This is a genomic window from Bradyrhizobium sp. LB14.3 (assembly GCF_040547985.1).
Taxonomy (GTDB): Bacteria; Pseudomonadota; Alphaproteobacteria; order Rhizobiales; family Xanthobacteraceae; genus Bradyrhizobium.
This window is the reverse complement of record NZ_JBEPQT010000053.1, coordinates 1-16,596: the sequence shown is the minus strand read 5'-3', so window position 1 is coordinate 16,596 and position 16,596 is coordinate 1. Positions and strand designations below refer to the sequence as shown.

Sequence of the window (16,596 nt, the reverse complement as noted above, 5' to 3'; positions counted from 1 at the left end):
AGACGGCACTCGCGATGGTCTTCAAACTGCTCGAGGCCGCGCAGAGAAGCTGGCGTCGTCTCGATGGCCACAACCAGTTGCCAAAACTCGTTGTCGGTGTGACATTCAATGATGGGATCGAGGTCATCGCCAAGCCGACCGACCGTCAGCCCATAACCGCCGCCGCCTGACCGGCTCCGGCCGTCACCAAAATTTGGCGATAGCTCACGGAAGTCCGCCACGCTCGACTAATAAGGCGCGAAACTTGCCCCATCGGGTCACATGCTCATCCTCAAGCCACGCACACTGAGTCTGCTGTCCAAGTGCGAGCGTCGTTCTCCCGGACAAGCCTCATCATTTCCACCTTCGCGATGTTCTACCTCGCCCACCGGGCGTTGACCGTCTGAAAGCGGGTTCTCCCGATTCTCGGAACGAGGTATCTGCATTAAGTCGTCATGCGCTCGTCTATTGGTGTTGCCATCTCGTAGTCCGCCTGCCTCATGCCGCGAGCGACAGCTTCCGTTCCTTGTAGTCTCGCCCCCGACAATCGATAATCCTTAGTAACTCCGCTGTCCCGTTGCGCCCCTTGGCCGACGCGATGCCGAGTTCGGCCAGGTGCCCGCGCAGTGCATTGCTCAACATTGGTAGGCTGGCGCACCAGCGATTGTCGGGTCCGGTGCAGCATCAAAACGGCTGCTGCTCGTCGTCTCTTGACCGGGACAAAACGCATCGACGGCTGCGTCACAGCCTCACAGATTGCAGCCGCATCATTCGCATCGTTCTTACTGCGGTTGAGGTAGGCCTTCACATAGCTCGGAGGTATCAGTCTGACCGTATGTCCAAGCGCCTGAGTTCGAGGCCCCAATGATGCGCTGACGGTCGTGCTTCGATCCCAACCAAACAACGTGGCTGCTGGCAAAAATACTCCAGCACCGGCCCGACTTACCCGCTTCATCCAGGACCGCGCGCGTGACATCGATCCGATGCACCTGGAACAGCGACTTCGCCAAATCCAGACCAATCGTGCTAACCTCGCCCATGGACGGCTCCCTCAACGGGCAGATCACGCTTCCCAGCACGCCCGGCATGTTCCGGCGGTACCAACTTGGTCGGCTTGGCGATGTCAGGCGTGCTGAGCAACATCGCCGATGTCCCGACTGGTCACAAGTATGAACTGCAGATGAGGCAGTGACGACCATCTTCGAGACCGGCCGGTCCAGTGGCCCGCCGCAGCCTTGAGCAGCGGCATGCCATCGAGCGCCGGTTCGTCGGGCTCGACCAGATACGTCAGCAAGGCGCCAGGTGCATTGCGTTTGATTTTAGCCAGATCAGCGCGGCGGTGGTGACGATTACTCACAGTGATACCTCGTCGTCTCCCGCAATCGTTTCTGTCACCCAGTTTGTCGTCCTAGCAAGCCATCTGGTGGTGCCTTGCGGGGTGGGCGTGGCGCGCGGCGGTGCATCATGCTAACGCTAGCTGGAACGCCAAACGCTCGCGGCATACGCGCGTTCTGCACGCCCCCGGACAGAACCGCGAGCGGGAGCGCTGCAGCGTTTAAGCCCTGCCGCACTGCTCGCACGTCCTGCACCGTTCCGGAGGACTCTCGCCCTCGTCACGAACGTGGAAGACACGGCGGCTCGTGTGTCGGGCATCGAACCTGAACTCACGACGACGCTCCGGCAAAACACTCAGACGCTGGGATAACCGTTGCCGAGCGCAAACAGCTCACCCGTGTTCGGATCGAGCCGATAGGCCGAGGCGTCGATCGTAACCCGTCGACGACCACGCTCGCAATTGCCGCCACCGGGGTCCGGTCAAGAACAAGCTTCTCCGGCGCGACGTCATACTGCTCGTGCCAAAAGGTCTCGACCGCGGTCTCCCGCACCAGGCGGAAGCCCAGCGCGGCCTCGATGTCGTCTGAGGCCTCCTCAATCTTCTCCTGAAGGATAGGGTCGCTGGTCGTGGTCCCGCTCGGAATGCCGAGTTCCAATTTCACCCGTTCCAGCGTGGTCAGCGCGGTATCTGACGCGGGCGATGCCACTGTGACGATCGATCTCATGCGGCCTCTGGGTGGTTAATCGACGAGCAGCGGTGGGCTGACGTGTGACTGCTGGCTCGCCTCGATTCAGAACGGCACAGCCGGGGTCAAAATCTCAAACAAGGTAAATGCCGCCAAGCCCAACCGCTCGGCGCCGAGAGGGAGCGGCTTGCGTCAACATCCGGGAATTCTGCGGCCGACACGCGGCTTGGAACGACTTCCCGATTGCAAAGTTTTCCCGTTGCCCTTTGCCAGCGGGTGGCTGCCTTTCCCAAGGGGCAGCCTCAAGACAGCCCCAGCTTCACCGCCCTGAAGCTGGGGTCCTTTTGCTCTCTCAATGGTCTCGGACCGCACTGACCGAAGCAGCCACCCTGCGGCAATTAGCCTGACGTATTGAAATCCGATATTTACCCATGATAGTTTTCACTTTTACGCTCGCGCTATTTGCTCTGAAGCCGTCCTGATAGTGCTTTTTGTGCTGGGGAGGACATTATGCGAAGCTCTCGCCCAATCTTCTGTGCCCAACGACTTAGTGAACTCATTTCTCAGCTCTCAGAGTTGGAAGATCTTCGAGATCTGGTCGAAGAAGCTGAGCGAAGCGCCCGAGGTGTGCCTCCACTACGCTTGACACATCCTCCATCGCCCGGCGTTCGACGTGGTGAACGGGTCGCTTTGTCTGTTCGCCTCCGTCGCCACGCGCCACTAAGGGGAATGCAGGAGCTATCAGCTCCCCCTGACAACGACAACCAAGTCGATTGGGCTTTGCCGGAGCCATTCCCCGACGGATGGTGGGCTTCCTCCTAAGCCTCTCGAAACGCTGGCTTGACCAAGAGATCGATCGAATGCTGGTGGACTACCCACCGGACACCTGACAGCCCTGTCGGACTATTCTTATCGTGGCCGTAGCCCATGCAACAGAAGGGCCGTTCGCTAGTGGACGAATTCGCGATGCTTCTCGCCGAGCTGGACCGGTGCAAGGCGGAATTTCAGCACCTGCAGAACGAACTCAATCTTGCGACCGGCGCCGGGCCGACCGACATAGTAGCGCTTCAACACGCGGCCCGCCGGATGAGCGGCATCGCAGCCCGCCTCGAGGCTTTGACGCGCGCGATCTCGAAAGGTACGGCCAGCGGAGTACATTGAGCACTCCCCTCCCTTCCCTTGAAGAGAGCGAGCCGACATCCCTGAGGGAATGGACGTGACAAACCCTCTATCGCTGGTAGTGTTCATCCATCATGGTAGCCGAGCGGGGAAGTTAAATGCCCGCACCAATCGAAGGCCTTTTTTCATTTTTCGCTTTGGTGGCCCTCATCGCTGGGGGGTATTCCTTTTTGCCGTTGTTGCTTATGTCCTTAATCACACCAATATTGTTGGCCTGGCGATCAATGCTGGGCTAGGAATATGGGCGATTGTGACCTGGCCGCATGATTCCGGCGCATTGCCTTCTGTGCTTTTGCGATTGGCGGGTTCAATCTCTATTCAATGTTGTCGGAATAAACTTCTCTTCTTCGTTCCGGTCGAATCGAAGCCTTCGACATGGCGGGTCTCGGGCGACCCGCAACGGCTCGAAGATTGTGATTGCAGAATAAGACTTCTCCCGGTGCTGAGATGACTTCGCTCGACCAACGACGTGATGAGGATGGCGGTCATGGAATTTTGCGCCCCTCTGGAGGTTCAGTGACTTGAAGGGAGTGAGAAGGCGACCTACGAACGCCACTACGGGGCTATGACCCGAATCGGGAAGAATAGCGCCACAATCACGAGACAAACGCCAAGTCCAGAGATCGCAAGGTTCATCGCAATCCAAAACTGATTCAGACGTAGAACACTCAGTTTCGGAAATTCTCGCGTGTTGTCATCATCCGCGATCCGTCTGATGCTTCTCAGAGGTGACCCTGGAAGCAGCGCATCATAGGCATCACGATAGCCCCGTGCGCGCCGCGTGTGTAGCTGTATCCGCTCGTATTGCTTCGCGGAAAACACTGCTCCGAACATGCCGAGCAGAACGAGTAGCAGTGCAGGCGGCAGGTCCAAAGGACTCAGCGTCTTGTCCGAAGTCATGAAGGCGATGACTGCGCCCGAAATGCCTATGAATGTAGATGCTACCGCCGCTCGTTGCGTCTCGTGATGACGCGCTTGGATCGAATTCTCTGAGTACATTTTCCAATGCGCATCGCGCAAAGTGGAGTCGTGTTCATCAGGCACTGGACCCTCCCGGCGTAGGAGCGAGTTTCCCAACAAATAAACGGCAATTAATGCTTTAGACCACAACATTAGCAGAAATACCACAGGCTGATAGGCAGTCCCTATGTGCTCACCCCTGAAGGGAGTCTAGCCGAAAATCTGCGCCGGAATAGCGCCGCTGTTATTGGGGTCCACCCGTATACTTGTCAACCGTCGACATGAGCGGCTTCGAGGTCGACAGATTGAACATCAGCCCGAACCGACCATCGGGACCAGTCTTGTCCGGCTCGTCGATCAGCTCGTAGAGATCGATCCACTCGATGAACGAATACTGAGAGAACTTCGCCAGCATCGCATCCAGGTTTGAGTTGCAGGCCGACATCGACGCAGACGTCGAGGTGTTGACGAACGTTGAGTCGTAGATCTCGGCGCCGTTCATCTCATTGATGGCGACTGGAACGCCGTAGCTCGACAGCTTTGTGAACAGGTTGAAATTGGGACGAACTCCGCCCCAGTAGTTCGTCGGGTCCACGCCGGCATGCTCGTAATAGTGATAGCCGAGCACATCGACCTTGACGCCATTCGCCTTCATGAAGTCGATGTAGCCGAACATCGTCGATGTGGTGCCGACGATGCGCCCAAGGTTTCTGCCGGTGTCGCGGCGTACCTGCTCGATCGCGTCCGACATTCCCCGCAAGAGATTGGCGAAGTCGGCCATCGACGGATATGCAGCGAACTCGGCAGAGGTCCACCCCTTGCCGAACAACGGAGAGCCGTTGGCATCACGGACCGTCAGATTGATCTCATTACCAAGTTCCCAGTCGCCGACTGAAGATGCGAACTGGCGAACAAACGCCAGGGTCCGATTGTAGCCCTGGGAGTAGATCGCAGCAGCTTCGCCGGCAGGATACTTGCCGGCATCGGTCTTGTCGCCCCACATTAGCGGAAGCGCCAGAACAGGTTCAAGAGTGACGCCATAGTTGGCGGCAAGGCCCACGATCGAGGTGAAGCGCGTCGCTACCCATGGATCAGTGTCAGCCGCCAGAGGACTGGTCAGGCGGTATCGCTTGAGTTTATGTGCGGCGAGCGTCTTGAAGACGTCCTCGTCATTGATCTGGCGGTACGCCCCCGAGGCGAACATGGAGTGGCCATTGACGCCGATTTGAACTGTCAATTCTGTTCCTTGATTGCGCGAGAAAAGAAGAGGATGCCGTTTGCAGCAGATCTGATTTCGGGCGCGGCGGGGTAAAGGAGGAGAAACCCCCGCCGCAGTCAGGCCGTAGCAGTCGGCCGGCGCTCTGTGTCGCCGCTCTCTGTTCTGTACTCCGAGTATGGTTGTATTTTGGCCAACTGCCAACCTTCAAGGCATTTTCCGGCGCGAGGTCCGCCACAGGATCGAGCTTCAGCACAGCTCGACGAGCATTTACAGAAGCAAGCAGATCAGTTTTGTTTGGAGTGGCAATGCCGAGATGGTGAAAGAAATCGGACTTGGTCCGCCGATCCTCCACCTCGGCCCTTCCGTGGTCGCGTTTTGCATCGTTGGCGACGCGTTGGAGTGAGACCCGCAGCTTTTCGAGCTGATCAAGGCGCAGCAGCTCTTGGACGTATTGTGATCGTTTGCCTGCAGGAACGAGAATATATTTGATGATTTCTCGGCGAGACAGGGCAAACTCAGGATGGGTTTCGAGCTGCGCCAGAAGCGCCCTGGTTTCAGCACTGCTCGGCTTGAGTACCGCGGCGCCTGGATTCTTGACGCTCCGCTCGATTATGAAGCTCTTTTTGAGAGCGGGCGCATAGACCTGCAGGCGAACGAGCGCGGTTTCGGGCTTTTTGCTCGCGTCGACGTGTGGAGCGTGCGCCTTGACACTCAGCTCCGCCGTGCCCGCGCCGCCGAGACGAGTGATGTTTCCGGTGAGGGCAAATTCGATCGCATCCACGATGCCGCTCTTGCCAGTACCGTTCGGCCCCGCAATGCCAAAACTCCTTCGGCCCAACGAGCGCTTGAGATGACGAACTCCACGGAACTCGACAATTTCGATTTCTTCAATCTGGATCATTGCTCGGCTCAGCAGCGCTGAAAATGGCCGCCGGTAGGCTCTCGGCGTCCAATCGATGATCCGCCAGTGCCTTTCGCAGCGCGGACAAAGACGTCCGCGAAAGGGTTTTCTAGTCCTCGAGCTTTTTGAAGAAGGCATCGACAACGGATGAGACGGTAGATGAAAAGGGAAGATCGTCAGCGGCCATATGGTTGCTATTCCTGAGCTGGCCACCTGCTTCTGTGCGGCAGCGTCAATCGCGAGACGTCTCGACAAACAGCGGTTCCGGACTTGGTCCTAATGTTGTGCACAATGCGCCGCTAATGGCTTACGTTACCACCCCTGCAAAGCCGCCCAGAACGCTTCGCCAAATGAATTGAGATTAGAACTGAGCCACCCATCTGGCACAATGAAGCCGACTTGAAAGCGATGCCTGAAAATCAATCAAGCCGACCGATCGACCATCGTAAAACTCTGCCAGTGACCTCGGCCGGAGCTTGACTGAACTGCGTCAGCGAGCACACCGCGGAGGCCAAGCCGACGCGAACGAAGCAAAGAACGCTGCCCTCAAGCTTGACATATTTTCCTGCCCCAGACCCGTGGCGGGGCTCGTTTTACCCGCCACGGCAGCTGCGAACTAGGCTAGGCGGCCGCAATGTTCGCAGCGCGGCCGCCCTCCGGTGCCCGAGGCGAGATTCTGCCGTTCGATGTTATTGCCCTCGGTACACTTGTCGTTGTCGTGATAGACGCTTCGCGCACCAGGTTTCGTTGAATGAAATGGTGAAACTTTCGACATAAATCGGTCCCCGACGGAGAGATGGGTGCATTTGTTCGTATGTGGTAGCAAACATGGGGGGTTGAATTAGTGCAATGACTCTCGAGCCAGCGCTTAAATCTGGCGCTCCATGGAATTTTTCGACGAATTTCACCATGGATGACAGCAGACCGGCCCTTGCGGGACGCAGATCGAGCTTGAGTTATGTCAGTTATTGCGACGCCCCACGGCGCCAGCAAAATCAAGATAGACTGCCTCACCGACCTGCACACGACGAAGGTGCTGCCGGTATGCACCGGGGAGCCCGATATTTCCTCGCACGATTGTGGGACTGGCGCGCCAAAGACGATGGCAGCGATCAGCTTTGTCGATCGGCAGTTGCGCCGCGCGCTCGATTGATGGGAGGCTGAGGACGTCTCCCTTGGCGTGCACCTGATCGCCGCCTCTCATGGACATGTGACGGTGCATGCGCGGGCCGATCTATTTGAGACGCTCGAGGCTGCCGGGCTGCGGCCCGGCACCGGCGGCCGGGATCGATGCCACGTCATACCTGGCCAAGTCGGAGCAATTTACCTCGCCGAGCCATCGGACGCCGTTATCCGCCGCACAGTAGGATCGATGATCGAGCGGCCCTGGTGTGGTCCGGTGTTTACGCGGGTGGCGCGGCCTATGGCATTGCGGCGGCAGCTTTGCCCGCCATTTGGTGTTCGCCGACCATGCCCGATCGGGCGGACATTCTGTTCTCGTTCCGGTCGGATGGTCTCGATCCATTTGGCCTTATGGGCCGCACCTGGAGTGCGGATGGGGCGGTCGGCTTCGGAGTGCACGGCGGGTGGCATGCCAACGAGATGTCGTGGGTCGGCATTTTGGCGGGCCCGCTGATCGAAAGACGTTTTCCTCTCGCAAGTTCCCTGAGACATTTGCCACATTGCGCCGACAGTGCTCGGCCTTCTGGCCTTTCGCGACGGGCAACGATGACCGGTCGTGCGCTCGCAGAGGTCTTTATCGATGATGGACAGGACGTACCTCGTACATTGAAAAGATATGCGAGACCAGCAGCGGAAGGAGAGGATTGCGGCGTCGGGCCGAATTTGAGGCCAGATTACGTCCAGGAACGCTGAAGTCAGGAAGGCTTGAGAGGCAAGATCTGGGTTGCCGGCGGGGGGCGCCGCAGGCGTTGGCGCCAGCAGGGTCTCCACTTGTCTGAGCATCTCGGCGGAGGTGGCGATGCAAGGGAAGTGGCCGGAGAGCGTCACTTGTCCGAGCTTTCGAGCTTTATGGTTCAGCAGGCGCCTTGCCCCCGCCGAGTTGGAAGCGAGGACTGAGAGGGTCCTGCCGTTCGCCGCGAGGATCTCACCAAGTGATGGCACACCGAGTAAATGGCCCTCGTTTGCGGCATCAAGGTGCTCGATCAGGCGCGCGTCGCTCGTGTCGACAGAGCGCGGTATGGGCGACTGCCTGTCGAGATATTGTTCTCAATGATGCCGTGGCGATCCGGCGTCGCGCCAGTGGCGAGGCTCGTGAGCGCTATTCGTGTTTCACTGGGCTAGACGGTGCGCTGCTGGCCAGCACCGCACCGCGGCGCTGCAGCTTGACCAGATTCGGCGTCAATGATGGTTTGACGAGATCGGGTCAAAGCCCATCGAACAGCACGATGAGAACCCGATTCCGGTTCGGTCGGTCGAACATGTAAAGCTTTCGTCTAGCTGGAACGTAGCGGACTGGGAGCGACCCGGACTACCCGGACTTGGCTGGCGCAGCCCAGCGCCATCGACTTGGAGCCGAGGCCGATCGCTAACGCGAGCGCAATGCGGGTATGGCGCCCCCAGCCATGCTGACCAAAGCCCGGCCACCGCGATGGCCGCTGCCGAGCCGGGATTAGCGGCGTGCGAGCGCCAGCAACTCTCCTCAGCTCTAGAGATCCGCCCGGCTTGCCTTGAACGGAGGCTGCGGCGTCAGTGGTTTGGTCTGATCATGATCGCCTGATGCACCTCTGCGGGCACGACGCGAAGCCACGGAATTCATCACAGGCCCCGAGGATCGCCCAAATTCGGCGAGGACGTCAGGTAGGATGTCCAGCAAGCCGTCGATAGCATGGCCTCGCAAGCAAGGGTAGCAAATGCCGCGTCCAGGAGAACCTGCTCGGCGCCCTAGCCGATCCTGATCTGGTCGACGTCGCGATTGAGCCAGGAAGCGTGACCGATGCTGCCGGCGGATCGTTCGCGTGGCGGCTTGATTCCTGCGAATGGGATGCATCTCGTGTGCTTGGCATTTCACAGCTGCGGCGCTCGCAGACACCGGTCAGCGTCTCGAAAATTGATATGCCCTGACTAAGCGTGATCGTATCGACGCCGGGTGCGCGCCGCTGGGCTGCTCGATTTGCCGGCGTTGCTCTCGAAGGGAGAGGGACCCGTTGAGCCATTCTGGCAGGAGTGACAAGTTGGAAAGCCTGCAAATCGCCAGGGATGCCTTGAGGACTCCTACTTGCACTCAAACGAGCTAACCACTTTGGCTATCGTTTTTGAAATGAAATGATCGAAAACTATGATGCTACTCGAGTTACTATCTCTTGTTATGTTATCCCTGCAGTCGCGCCGTGACGCGAAACCTTCAATTTTCAGTTCGACTTGCGATCGCCCCGGTCACAACCGCACGGGCAAGCACCCCGGAATATCGTCGCCGCTTTGCATCAGTGATGCGCGCGCATCAGAAAGGGCGACTTGCTAAGTGGCGGAACCGAAGCACGAGGATCGCCGCATAGATTGTGAATCCGGTCGACAAGCCAATCCATATACCGACGGCGCCCAAACCGATCTTCAGACTGAGCCAATAGCTGAGGGAAAAGCCGATCGGCCACCAAGCAATAGTCGCAAACAGCAGCGGCACCCGCGTGTCCTTCAGCCCGCGCAGGCCGCCTGCCGTAATGCACTGGGCTGCGTCAGTGATAAAGAGGGTTGCGCCGACGATGAGGAGCTTTGCAGCGAGGCTGATCGTTGCCTCCGAATCGCGGGGCGCTCTGCCCAGAAACAGCTCCACGATCTCAAAACGCACGGTGATCAACGTAAGCGTTAGCGTTGTAGCTATGACCATACCGAGCAACATCGCCGCCAGATTCGCCCGCTTGACGCCTGCACGGTCGTCGCGGCCGGCGGCATGGCCAACGCGCACGGCAGCGGCCGCCCCAATGCCGAGATAAATCATAAAGAGGGCCGAGGAAACCTGAACAACAATCTGGTGAGCGGCCAGTGCGCTGTTGCTGATCAAGCCCGCAAGGAGCGACGTGGCTCCAAATAGTCCCGACTCGATCAATGAAGCGATGGAGATCGGCGTCCCAAATGCGATGAGCTGCCGCATTGCGCGCCAATCGAAACGCCAGAGATCCGCAAGCACATGGTACTCACGGAACGGCCGGCGCAGTGCAGCGAACCACAAGCCCGCCAAAAACATGCCGCAGTTGACCAGCGTGGTCGCAAGACCTGCCCCGAACAGCTCCAACCGGGGCAGCCCAAGCTTCCCATAGGCCAGAATATAGACCAACAACGCATTGAGGGGGATGGCAGGTAGCGTAATCCAGAAGACTGGCTGTGGCCGATTGACCCCACCCATGAAACTGCGGATAGCCAAAAACGCCAGTGCCGGAGCCGTGCCGAGGGCTAATCCGAAGAGGTATTGCTGGGCGAGCTGCGCCACATCTGGGGTCTGGCCCAAGGCAAGCAGTATTTGCTCTGCTCGCAGCGCCACAGCAATGATCGGGAATGTCAGGATCAGGGCCAGCCATAGGCCCATGCGCAGTGAGCGCTGTACCGCGCCTAGATTATTTTCCCCAAACGCCCGCGCCGCCAAAGGCGCGATGGCACTTAGTAGTCCCACGCCGAATGTGACGCTAATGAGATAGAGCCGGCCTGCCAGCGCTGCCGCGGCGAGCGCCTCAGCGCTGATACGCCCGATGAAGGCAAGATCAGTCGTCATCATCGCAACCTGCGCAACCTGCGTCAGCACCATTGGCAACGCGAGCTTCGCGGTTTCGCCGAGCTCGATAGAGAAGCGACGGATAGCCGCCCGTCTCGTCCCTTCTGGTCGCGCGATTAATGCCGGCTTTGTCTTGGCTATCTTGTCCATATCATCAGGCCGCCGTTTGCGTCGGCGAACGAAATACCGCTTCTTTCACGGGAGTATTACGTTCTGGCGTGAATTCGCGGTCAGCCTGCGATGCTGCTCGCGGGCAGCCTCGTGCGACCACACGTTTAGACGCAAAAACGGACCACGGCTTGGCCGCTGGGCTTCGACCAGCGCGGCGCCGATTTTCGCGTGCGATAAGCGCCAAGGAGAGGTTGCAAATGCCGCGCCAGAATTGGCCAATCACCGCAATCGTGCAATGGTAACGGCGCGCATCGGGATGGAGCCAGGTCGATCATGGAGGCGATTCATGCGCAGGCCACTGCGCTGATGCCAAAGATTGGAGGCCCGAAGTCGGACCCGATCCATGCCACGAAAAGAGTTATCATCCCGCAAGCCATCCCTGCACTCCTGACCAATCGATGGGATCTCGCTCTTCAAAGCCCATCTCACTCTTCAAAGCCGCTGCCAACTGCGACGAATTGAATAGATGCTCGCTCTTCTCCAAGCGGACTTGTCGGGAGATCGACAGCACGTCGCAAATAAGACAATCGGCATCGCCTGCTCACCGGCGAAAGGGCGGCGATGCGACCACATGGCGAGCGTGATTTCATCCGTTAGGAGGACCTAGCGGGATTGACTCGTTTGCTCGACAGGATCACAGATATCGATATGCAATCACATTGATGAGCTGCGTGGCCTCGATCCCAGTCTTGGCACCTTGGAAAATGAAGTGCTCTCGACATTGGTGGCACAAGTTAGGAAGCCATAGACGTCGATCGTGACTTCCCCTTCCTGGGCCTTGCGCAGGGTTGTCCAGGAAAGGCTGCATATGAATGCGGTACTGTGCTGCCTCGTTAGCCTTATCCGGCAAGGTTTTCGTTTGAAAGCGCTGATGTGCGCTACCCGGCCGTGGCTAGCGCCGGTATCGTCGGGAGTTCCTTGAATCTTTGCGTGCGCATGTGAGCTTTCAGCTGTCGATACTGAAGATACTTGCCGGCCAGCCGGGCGGCCGAGCCGCTGTTGAAGTCGTCAAACAGCACTTGGCCATCTTTTACACCAGCGGACCCGAGTGGGCAGCGCGCATGAAGCGCATCGCGAGCCGCGAGCCGAACCTCGATATCTTCGGACAAAAGCTCATCGACCGCGAGGTGGGATACTGGACCATCACTGAGGAGGGATGGAAGGTCCTTGAGGCCCTTGAGAAGCTCGATCGATGTGTGGCGCAAGGCCAGCCCGAGGCACAGGCCGATGAGCCAGCTGGCGATGAGCGACCGCCATTGCCGGCTGCGCCGCCACGACCGATCGCCCGCAGAAACCGTCCTGGGCGTAAACGGTTGTAGACGCGTGATGGGCGCTCAACGCGAGGGGTCGCGCGGACGTCCTTATGGTCAGGCAGTTCTTCGATTAGATCGCGGAACTTCAGTTTGGAAATAATGCAATGGCATTGGGGACTGTGAAGTGGTTCAACGCGGTCAAGAGATACGGCTTCACGAGCCAGGAAGACGGGGGAGCTGGCATCTTCGTTCACATCAGCGCGGTCGAGAAGGCCGGCTACACCAATCTCGCGGAAGGCGTTCGGGTCAGCTACGAGCTGATGGCTCGTCGTTCGGGCAAGACGAGCGCCGAAAATCTGCGCATCGGCTGATCGGCTTGCCCTCAGGAATCTGCCAAGCTTTGGGGTTTCTGAATTAGCTTCTGGCTTGCGCGAGAAGCATCGACTCAGCAAATCTCCCGGCCTGAGGCCGTTTCGTGTCCGACGCACGATCAGCGGTGCGCATCGGAGCGCCGTGCGAGGCGCTTATCGGGATCGCATTCTCAAGCGGATATTGCAGCGAGGGATGCGACAAATCTCTCGGCTGCTTCAAGCGCGAACACTGGATCCGCTGGTTCACTCGGTCGGACGAGCGAAGATCGATTTTACCGTATAGGCAGATCGGTAGCTCCCGGTTGGTGTCCAAGCGCCGGTCCGGGCCGCCCTTACGATTAACCTAGCGCCAAGTCTGGTCTACGACAGTCGCGTCGGCGGGCGGCGTCTCTTCCTCGATAAAGCGAGCGCTTCGAAACATGAATTCAACCTCTTCGTAGCCGAACCCGGCAACGATCTTGCCGGCCATAACCAGGATCGCGTCAGGTGTCAGATAGAACGTCTCTTTTCCGAGTCCGCTCGCTGGCGAGCAGGCCGTTCACGCGCGCGGAAAGCTTGGGAATGATGCGCTATTCGATGCCATCGAACGGGGGGGGGCGACCGCCCCAATACGAATCGTGGGCAGCCAGCGAGACACGAATATCGAGCTTGTGGTCGACGAGCTTGTAAGGACCGCTTCCAACAGGGGCTGTGGTCGTCCACCGCTCCCACGAGCCCGCCGCCACCGAAGGCGCGCTGACTGACGATCTCCGATCCCAAGCAGCCAGACGCTGCTCGAGGAGCGCGTCGCCGCCCTTGGCATGCACAATGACGGTAAAAGGGTCAACGATTTCGACTTTCTCGAGCCGATCAAGCGACTGAAGCGCCTCGGAAATTCCGCTGCGTCCAGGTCCCAGCAGGTGGTCAGGACCAAGACTAAAGGCGACGTCTTCGGCCGTCAAAGACGTTCTGTCATGGAAAGCCACTCCCTTGCGCAAGAACAGCCGCAGTGACTGCGCATTGATCCGCTCCGAACGCTCGGTCAAGCCGGGCCGTAGCGCCATATCATGGGCATGGTCGAAGGTGATCAGCGTTTCGAAACGCTGCGGCATGGTCCGGCGATGGCAGTATCGGTCGCGATGACCGGGTCTAACGATCGCGGAAATCCGGACATGGCGACCTTGAGGCGGCGACGCGTCAATGTCTCAGGCTCACCTTCCGCAGCACCGCGCCTGTGCTGGCCAACACGCTTGCCGCAACCGCGCCTGCGATGGCTTGCCGTCACATCAGTTCGATATGGGTCATCCCTCCCTCCGGTTCCACTTCTATTCCTACGGATGCCACGCCCGCGAATTCTTAGATCGGCACTGACATTGGCACTACCGAAATTGGGCGCTTGTGTCATCAGGCATATTCGCGATTGTGTGCGACCTTAAAACCTGAACTGCTACGGCAGGACGAGATTAAATCGAATAAGTCGATGTAAGCTTGCGAAGATGCGATAGTTGGCACTTCTAACGCAGGCTGATGAGAGGGAAAGCGAAGACGCAACGCACTGCGAACGGCCCAACAGAGCCGCACGAAGAAGCGATACAGTTATCGTAATCTTCGATGATTTTATCCAATGCCGCGATCACCCGGTTAGTTTGGTCGTTCGCGTTCGGATAGATCGCCACGAAACCGCTCATTCGAACTCGAAGGATATTGTGTCTTGTCTCTCGTTTCAGAACGGCTCAAGCTCGTCCGTCCCTCTCAAACCAAGGTCATGACGGCCCGCGCCGCCGAGCTGCGCGATCAGGGCGCCGATGTGATTCCGCTCAGCCAGGGTGAGCCGGATTTCGACACGCCGTCCGCTATCTGTGAAGCTGGCATCCGAGCCATCCGCGACGGGAAGACGAGATATACGGCGGTCGCCGGAATCAAGCCACTGCGGGCAGCGATCGGCGAGAGCCTCCGTCGCGATCATGGCCTCGATTACGGTATTGACCAGATCACGGTGGCCTGCGGCGCCAAGCAGGTCGTGTTCAACGCACTATTTGCCAGCCTCGATCCGGGCGACGAGGTTATGATCCCAACGCCATGCTGGGTCTCCTATCCCGACATGGTGGCGCTGGCTGGCGGCAAGCCGGTGCTCGTCGCCTGCAGCGAACTCGATGGCTTTAAGCTCCGCCCCCGGGCGCTGGAGAAGGCGATCACGCCGTGCACCAAATGGTTGATGTTGAATTCGCCATGCATCCGACCGGCGCTGTCTACAGCCGAGGTGATTTGCTCGCGCTCGCTGCGGTGTTGCGCGAGCATGCCTATGTGCATGTGCTATCCGACGAGGTCTATGAAAAGCTCACCTACGACGCCGACTTCGCAACAATGGCCGCAGTCGCGCCGGATCTCTTTGAGCGCACCTTAACAGTCAACGGCGTGTCCAAAGCTGACGCGATGACCGGCTGGCGCGTCGGGTATGGTGCCGGACCTCTGGCGCTAATCAAGGCCATGAACCTCATCCAGGGCCAGACCTCTTCGCACACCAGCTCGATTTCTCAACATGCCGCGCTCGAGGCGCTGTCAGGGAGGCGGGACCATATCAAAGAGTTCGTGCGCGCGTTTTTGGAGCGCCGCGACCTTGTTATCGCCAAGCTGAACCAGGCCAAGGGGCTTGCTTGCGTGTGCCGGACGGTGCCTTTTATGTTTTCCCCTCTTGCAAGGGGGTTATCGGCAAGCGCACGCCGGACGCCAAGCTGATCGAAACAGACAGTGACTTTGCCATGTATTTGCTCGACGCTTTCGCCGTGGCTGTCGTGCCCGGCAGCGGCTTCATGGCCTCGCCCTATATCCGGATTTCCTATGCTTCCTCGCTCGAGGACCTCAACCGCGCCTGCGACCGAATCATCGCCGCCTGCGCGACCCTGTCCTGTAAGATATTCTGATGTCCCCTGCCAAAAGCCTGCGCGCCCGCATGGCCGAGACTGGCCTGGTCCACATCATGGTCGCCCACAGCCCATTTTCGGCGATTTTCGCGGAAGAAGCCGGATTTGACGGACTGTGGGCGTCCGGCTTTGAGCTGTCTGCGCCTTTTGGGCTGCAGGACATGAGCCTCATCTCAATGACACAGCATCTCGACATGCTGCGGGCGATCGCCGGACGCACGAGGCTGCCGATCGTCGCGGAGATCGGACGGGGATTTCCTCGTCATCGCCCGCACCGAAGCCTTGATTGCCAGCCTCGGCGAAGCGGAGGCCCTGCGTCGGGCGCGCGCGCGGAGGCTGGCGCGGACATGATCCTGATCCATTCGAAAAGGACGAATCCTTCCGAGATCGAAAGCTTTTCGCGCGCCTGGACCGGAGCGGTGCCGCTGGTGATCGTGCCGAACGCCTACCCTGACCTCGAGTCGAAGCGGGTCAAAACGTTGGGCAATGTCAGCATGATGATCTTTGGCAGAGCTATCGCCCAAAGTTGGTGACGGCGGGAATCGGAAAGGCGGCATATCGTGGGGGTGCTTGACGCCTCCACTTCTCCACCGTTTCAGCCAGGAATCTTCGACGATCAACTCACAGAAGTCGCGCGTGCCCTGCTGGCCCAGGCGGTCGAGGCCGAGGTTGCAGACTTTCTAGGCCGGCATGCCGATTTGAAGACCCGGGACGGCCACCAGCGCGTGGTCCGCCACGGTCACCTGCCGGAGCGCGAGGTGATGACCGGCATCGGTCCGGTCGCCGTCCGCCAGCCGCGTGTACGCGATCGCGAAGCGGACGCTGCCGATCCTGGCCGCATCCGGTTCTCGCCGTCGATCCTGCCGCCCTACATGCGCCGGTCGAAGTCGATCGAGACGCTGCTGCCGATCCTTTACCT

Annotated in this window: 16 protein-coding genes and 3 pseudogenes; 7 read left to right on the top strand and 12 right to left on the bottom strand. The window is 59.1% G+C overall.

Annotated features, from left to right (window positions below):
• A pseudogene (locus tag ABIB00_RS37620) lies at nucleotides 1-170 on the top strand (IS256 family transposase); the annotation flags it as partial.
• A 391-nt stretch (nucleotides 171-561) separates the two neighbouring features.
• On the opposite strand, the pseudogene ABIB00_RS37615 reads toward ABIB00_RS37620, so the two are convergent.
• The 7 genes and pseudogenes from ABIB00_RS37615 to ABIB00_RS37585 all read right to left on the bottom strand — a co-directional run.
• Nucleotides 562-891: pseudogene (locus tag ABIB00_RS37615) on the bottom strand (IS110 family transposase); the annotation flags it as partial.
• 211 nt (nucleotides 892-1,102) lie between these two features.
• Entirely contained in the window at nucleotides 1,103-1,336 is a 234-nt protein-coding gene (locus ABIB00_RS37610) for a hypothetical protein (RefSeq protein ID WP_354107842.1), read from the bottom strand.
• 307 nt (nucleotides 1,337-1,643) lie between these two features.
• Entirely contained in the window at nucleotides 1,644-2,039 is a 396-nt protein-coding gene (locus ABIB00_RS37605; protein ID WP_354107841.1) for a phage head-tail connector protein, read from the bottom strand.
• Between the two features lie 909 nt (nucleotides 2,040-2,948).
• Complete coding sequence (locus ABIB00_RS37600) at nucleotides 2,949-3,158, bottom strand: hypothetical protein (RefSeq protein WP_354107840.1); 210 nt, start codon at nucleotides 3,156-3,158, stop codon at nucleotides 2,949-2,951.
• Nucleotides 3,159-3,734: 576 nt separating this feature from the next.
• Nucleotides 3,735-4,223 carry a hypothetical protein gene (locus ABIB00_RS37595; protein WP_157642934.1) on the bottom strand — a complete coding sequence of 163 codons (489 nt, stop codon included), beginning with the start codon at nucleotides 4,221-4,223 and terminating at the stop codon, nucleotides 3,735-3,737.
• Between the two features lie 160 nt (nucleotides 4,224-4,383).
• Nucleotides 4,384-5,376, bottom strand: coding sequence for a hypothetical protein (locus ABIB00_RS37590; RefSeq protein WP_354107839.1), 993 nt, complete (start codon nucleotides 5,374-5,376; stop codon nucleotides 4,384-4,386).
• Nucleotides 5,309-6,259 (bottom strand): ATP-binding protein, encoded by a 951-nt coding sequence (locus tag ABIB00_RS37585; RefSeq protein WP_354107838.1) that lies wholly within the window; start codon nucleotides 6,257-6,259, stop codon nucleotides 5,309-5,311. The genes ABIB00_RS37590 and ABIB00_RS37585 overlap by 68 nt, the downstream gene beginning before the upstream one ends.
• Before the next feature lie 958 nt (nucleotides 6,260-7,217).
• Between ABIB00_RS37585 and ABIB00_RS37580 the strand changes: the two genes are divergently transcribed.
• A complete protein-coding gene (locus tag ABIB00_RS37580) occupies nucleotides 7,218-7,412 on the top strand; it encodes a hypothetical protein (protein ID WP_354107837.1) in 195 nt (64 codons plus the stop codon).
• A gap of 1,012 nt (nucleotides 7,413-8,424) precedes the next feature.
• Here ABIB00_RS37580 and ABIB00_RS37575 read toward each other — a convergent pair.
• Entirely contained in the window at nucleotides 8,425-8,544 is a 120-nt protein-coding gene (locus tag ABIB00_RS37575) for a hypothetical protein (RefSeq protein ID WP_354107844.1), read from the bottom strand.
• A 1,175-nt stretch (nucleotides 8,545-9,719) separates the two neighbouring features.
• Nucleotides 9,720-11,132 (bottom strand): MATE family efflux transporter, encoded by a 1,413-nt coding sequence (locus ABIB00_RS37570; protein WP_354107836.1) that lies wholly within the window; start codon nucleotides 11,130-11,132, stop codon nucleotides 9,720-9,722.
• 947 nt (nucleotides 11,133-12,079) lie between these two features.
• Here ABIB00_RS37570 and ABIB00_RS37565 point away from each other — a divergent pair.
• Both ABIB00_RS37565 and ABIB00_RS37560 read left to right on the top strand, forming a co-directional pair.
• Nucleotides 12,080-12,472, top strand: a complete 393-nt coding sequence (locus ABIB00_RS37565; RefSeq protein WP_354107835.1) for a hypothetical protein — start codon at nucleotides 12,080-12,082, stop codon at nucleotides 12,470-12,472.
• A 98-nt stretch (nucleotides 12,473-12,570) separates the two neighbouring features.
• Nucleotides 12,571-12,777, top strand: a complete 207-nt coding sequence (locus ABIB00_RS37560; protein ID WP_354107834.1) for a cold-shock protein — start codon at nucleotides 12,571-12,573, stop codon at nucleotides 12,775-12,777.
• Nucleotides 12,778-13,120: 343 nt separating this feature from the next.
• On the opposite strand, the gene ABIB00_RS37555 is transcribed toward ABIB00_RS37560, so the two are convergent.
• The 3 genes from ABIB00_RS37555 to ABIB00_RS37545 form a co-directional block, all read right to left on the bottom strand.
• The gene (locus ABIB00_RS37555; RefSeq protein WP_354107833.1) at nucleotides 13,121-13,246 is read right to left on the bottom strand and encodes a hypothetical protein; all 126 of its coding nucleotides are present in this window, start codon (nucleotides 13,244-13,246) and stop codon (nucleotides 13,121-13,123) included.
• A 100-nt stretch (nucleotides 13,247-13,346) separates the two neighbouring features.
• Nucleotides 13,347-13,868, bottom strand: a complete 522-nt coding sequence (locus tag ABIB00_RS37550) for an ABC transporter substrate-binding protein (RefSeq protein WP_354107832.1) — start codon at nucleotides 13,866-13,868, stop codon at nucleotides 13,347-13,349.
• A 402-nt stretch (nucleotides 13,869-14,270) separates the two neighbouring features.
• On the bottom strand, nucleotides 14,271-14,444 hold the full coding sequence (locus ABIB00_RS37545) for a hypothetical protein (RefSeq protein WP_354107831.1): 174 nt from the start codon (nucleotides 14,442-14,444) through the stop codon (nucleotides 14,271-14,273).
• A 77-nt stretch (nucleotides 14,445-14,521) separates the two neighbouring features.
• Here ABIB00_RS37545 and ABIB00_RS37540 point away from each other — a divergent pair.
• The 3 genes and pseudogenes from ABIB00_RS37540 to ABIB00_RS37530 all read left to right on the top strand — a co-directional run.
• Nucleotides 14,522-15,677: pseudogene (locus ABIB00_RS37540) on the top strand (pyridoxal phosphate-dependent aminotransferase).
• A 29-nt stretch (nucleotides 15,678-15,706) separates the two neighbouring features.
• The gene (locus tag ABIB00_RS37535; RefSeq protein ID WP_354107830.1) at nucleotides 15,707-16,210 is read left to right on the top strand and encodes an isocitrate lyase/phosphoenolpyruvate mutase family protein; all 504 of its coding nucleotides are present in this window, start codon (nucleotides 15,707-15,709) and stop codon (nucleotides 16,208-16,210) included.
• A gap of 33 nt (nucleotides 16,211-16,243) precedes the next feature.
• Nucleotides 16,244-16,596 (top strand): transposase (locus tag ABIB00_RS37530; RefSeq protein WP_354107843.1); only part of this gene is annotated, 353 nt, incomplete at its 3' end.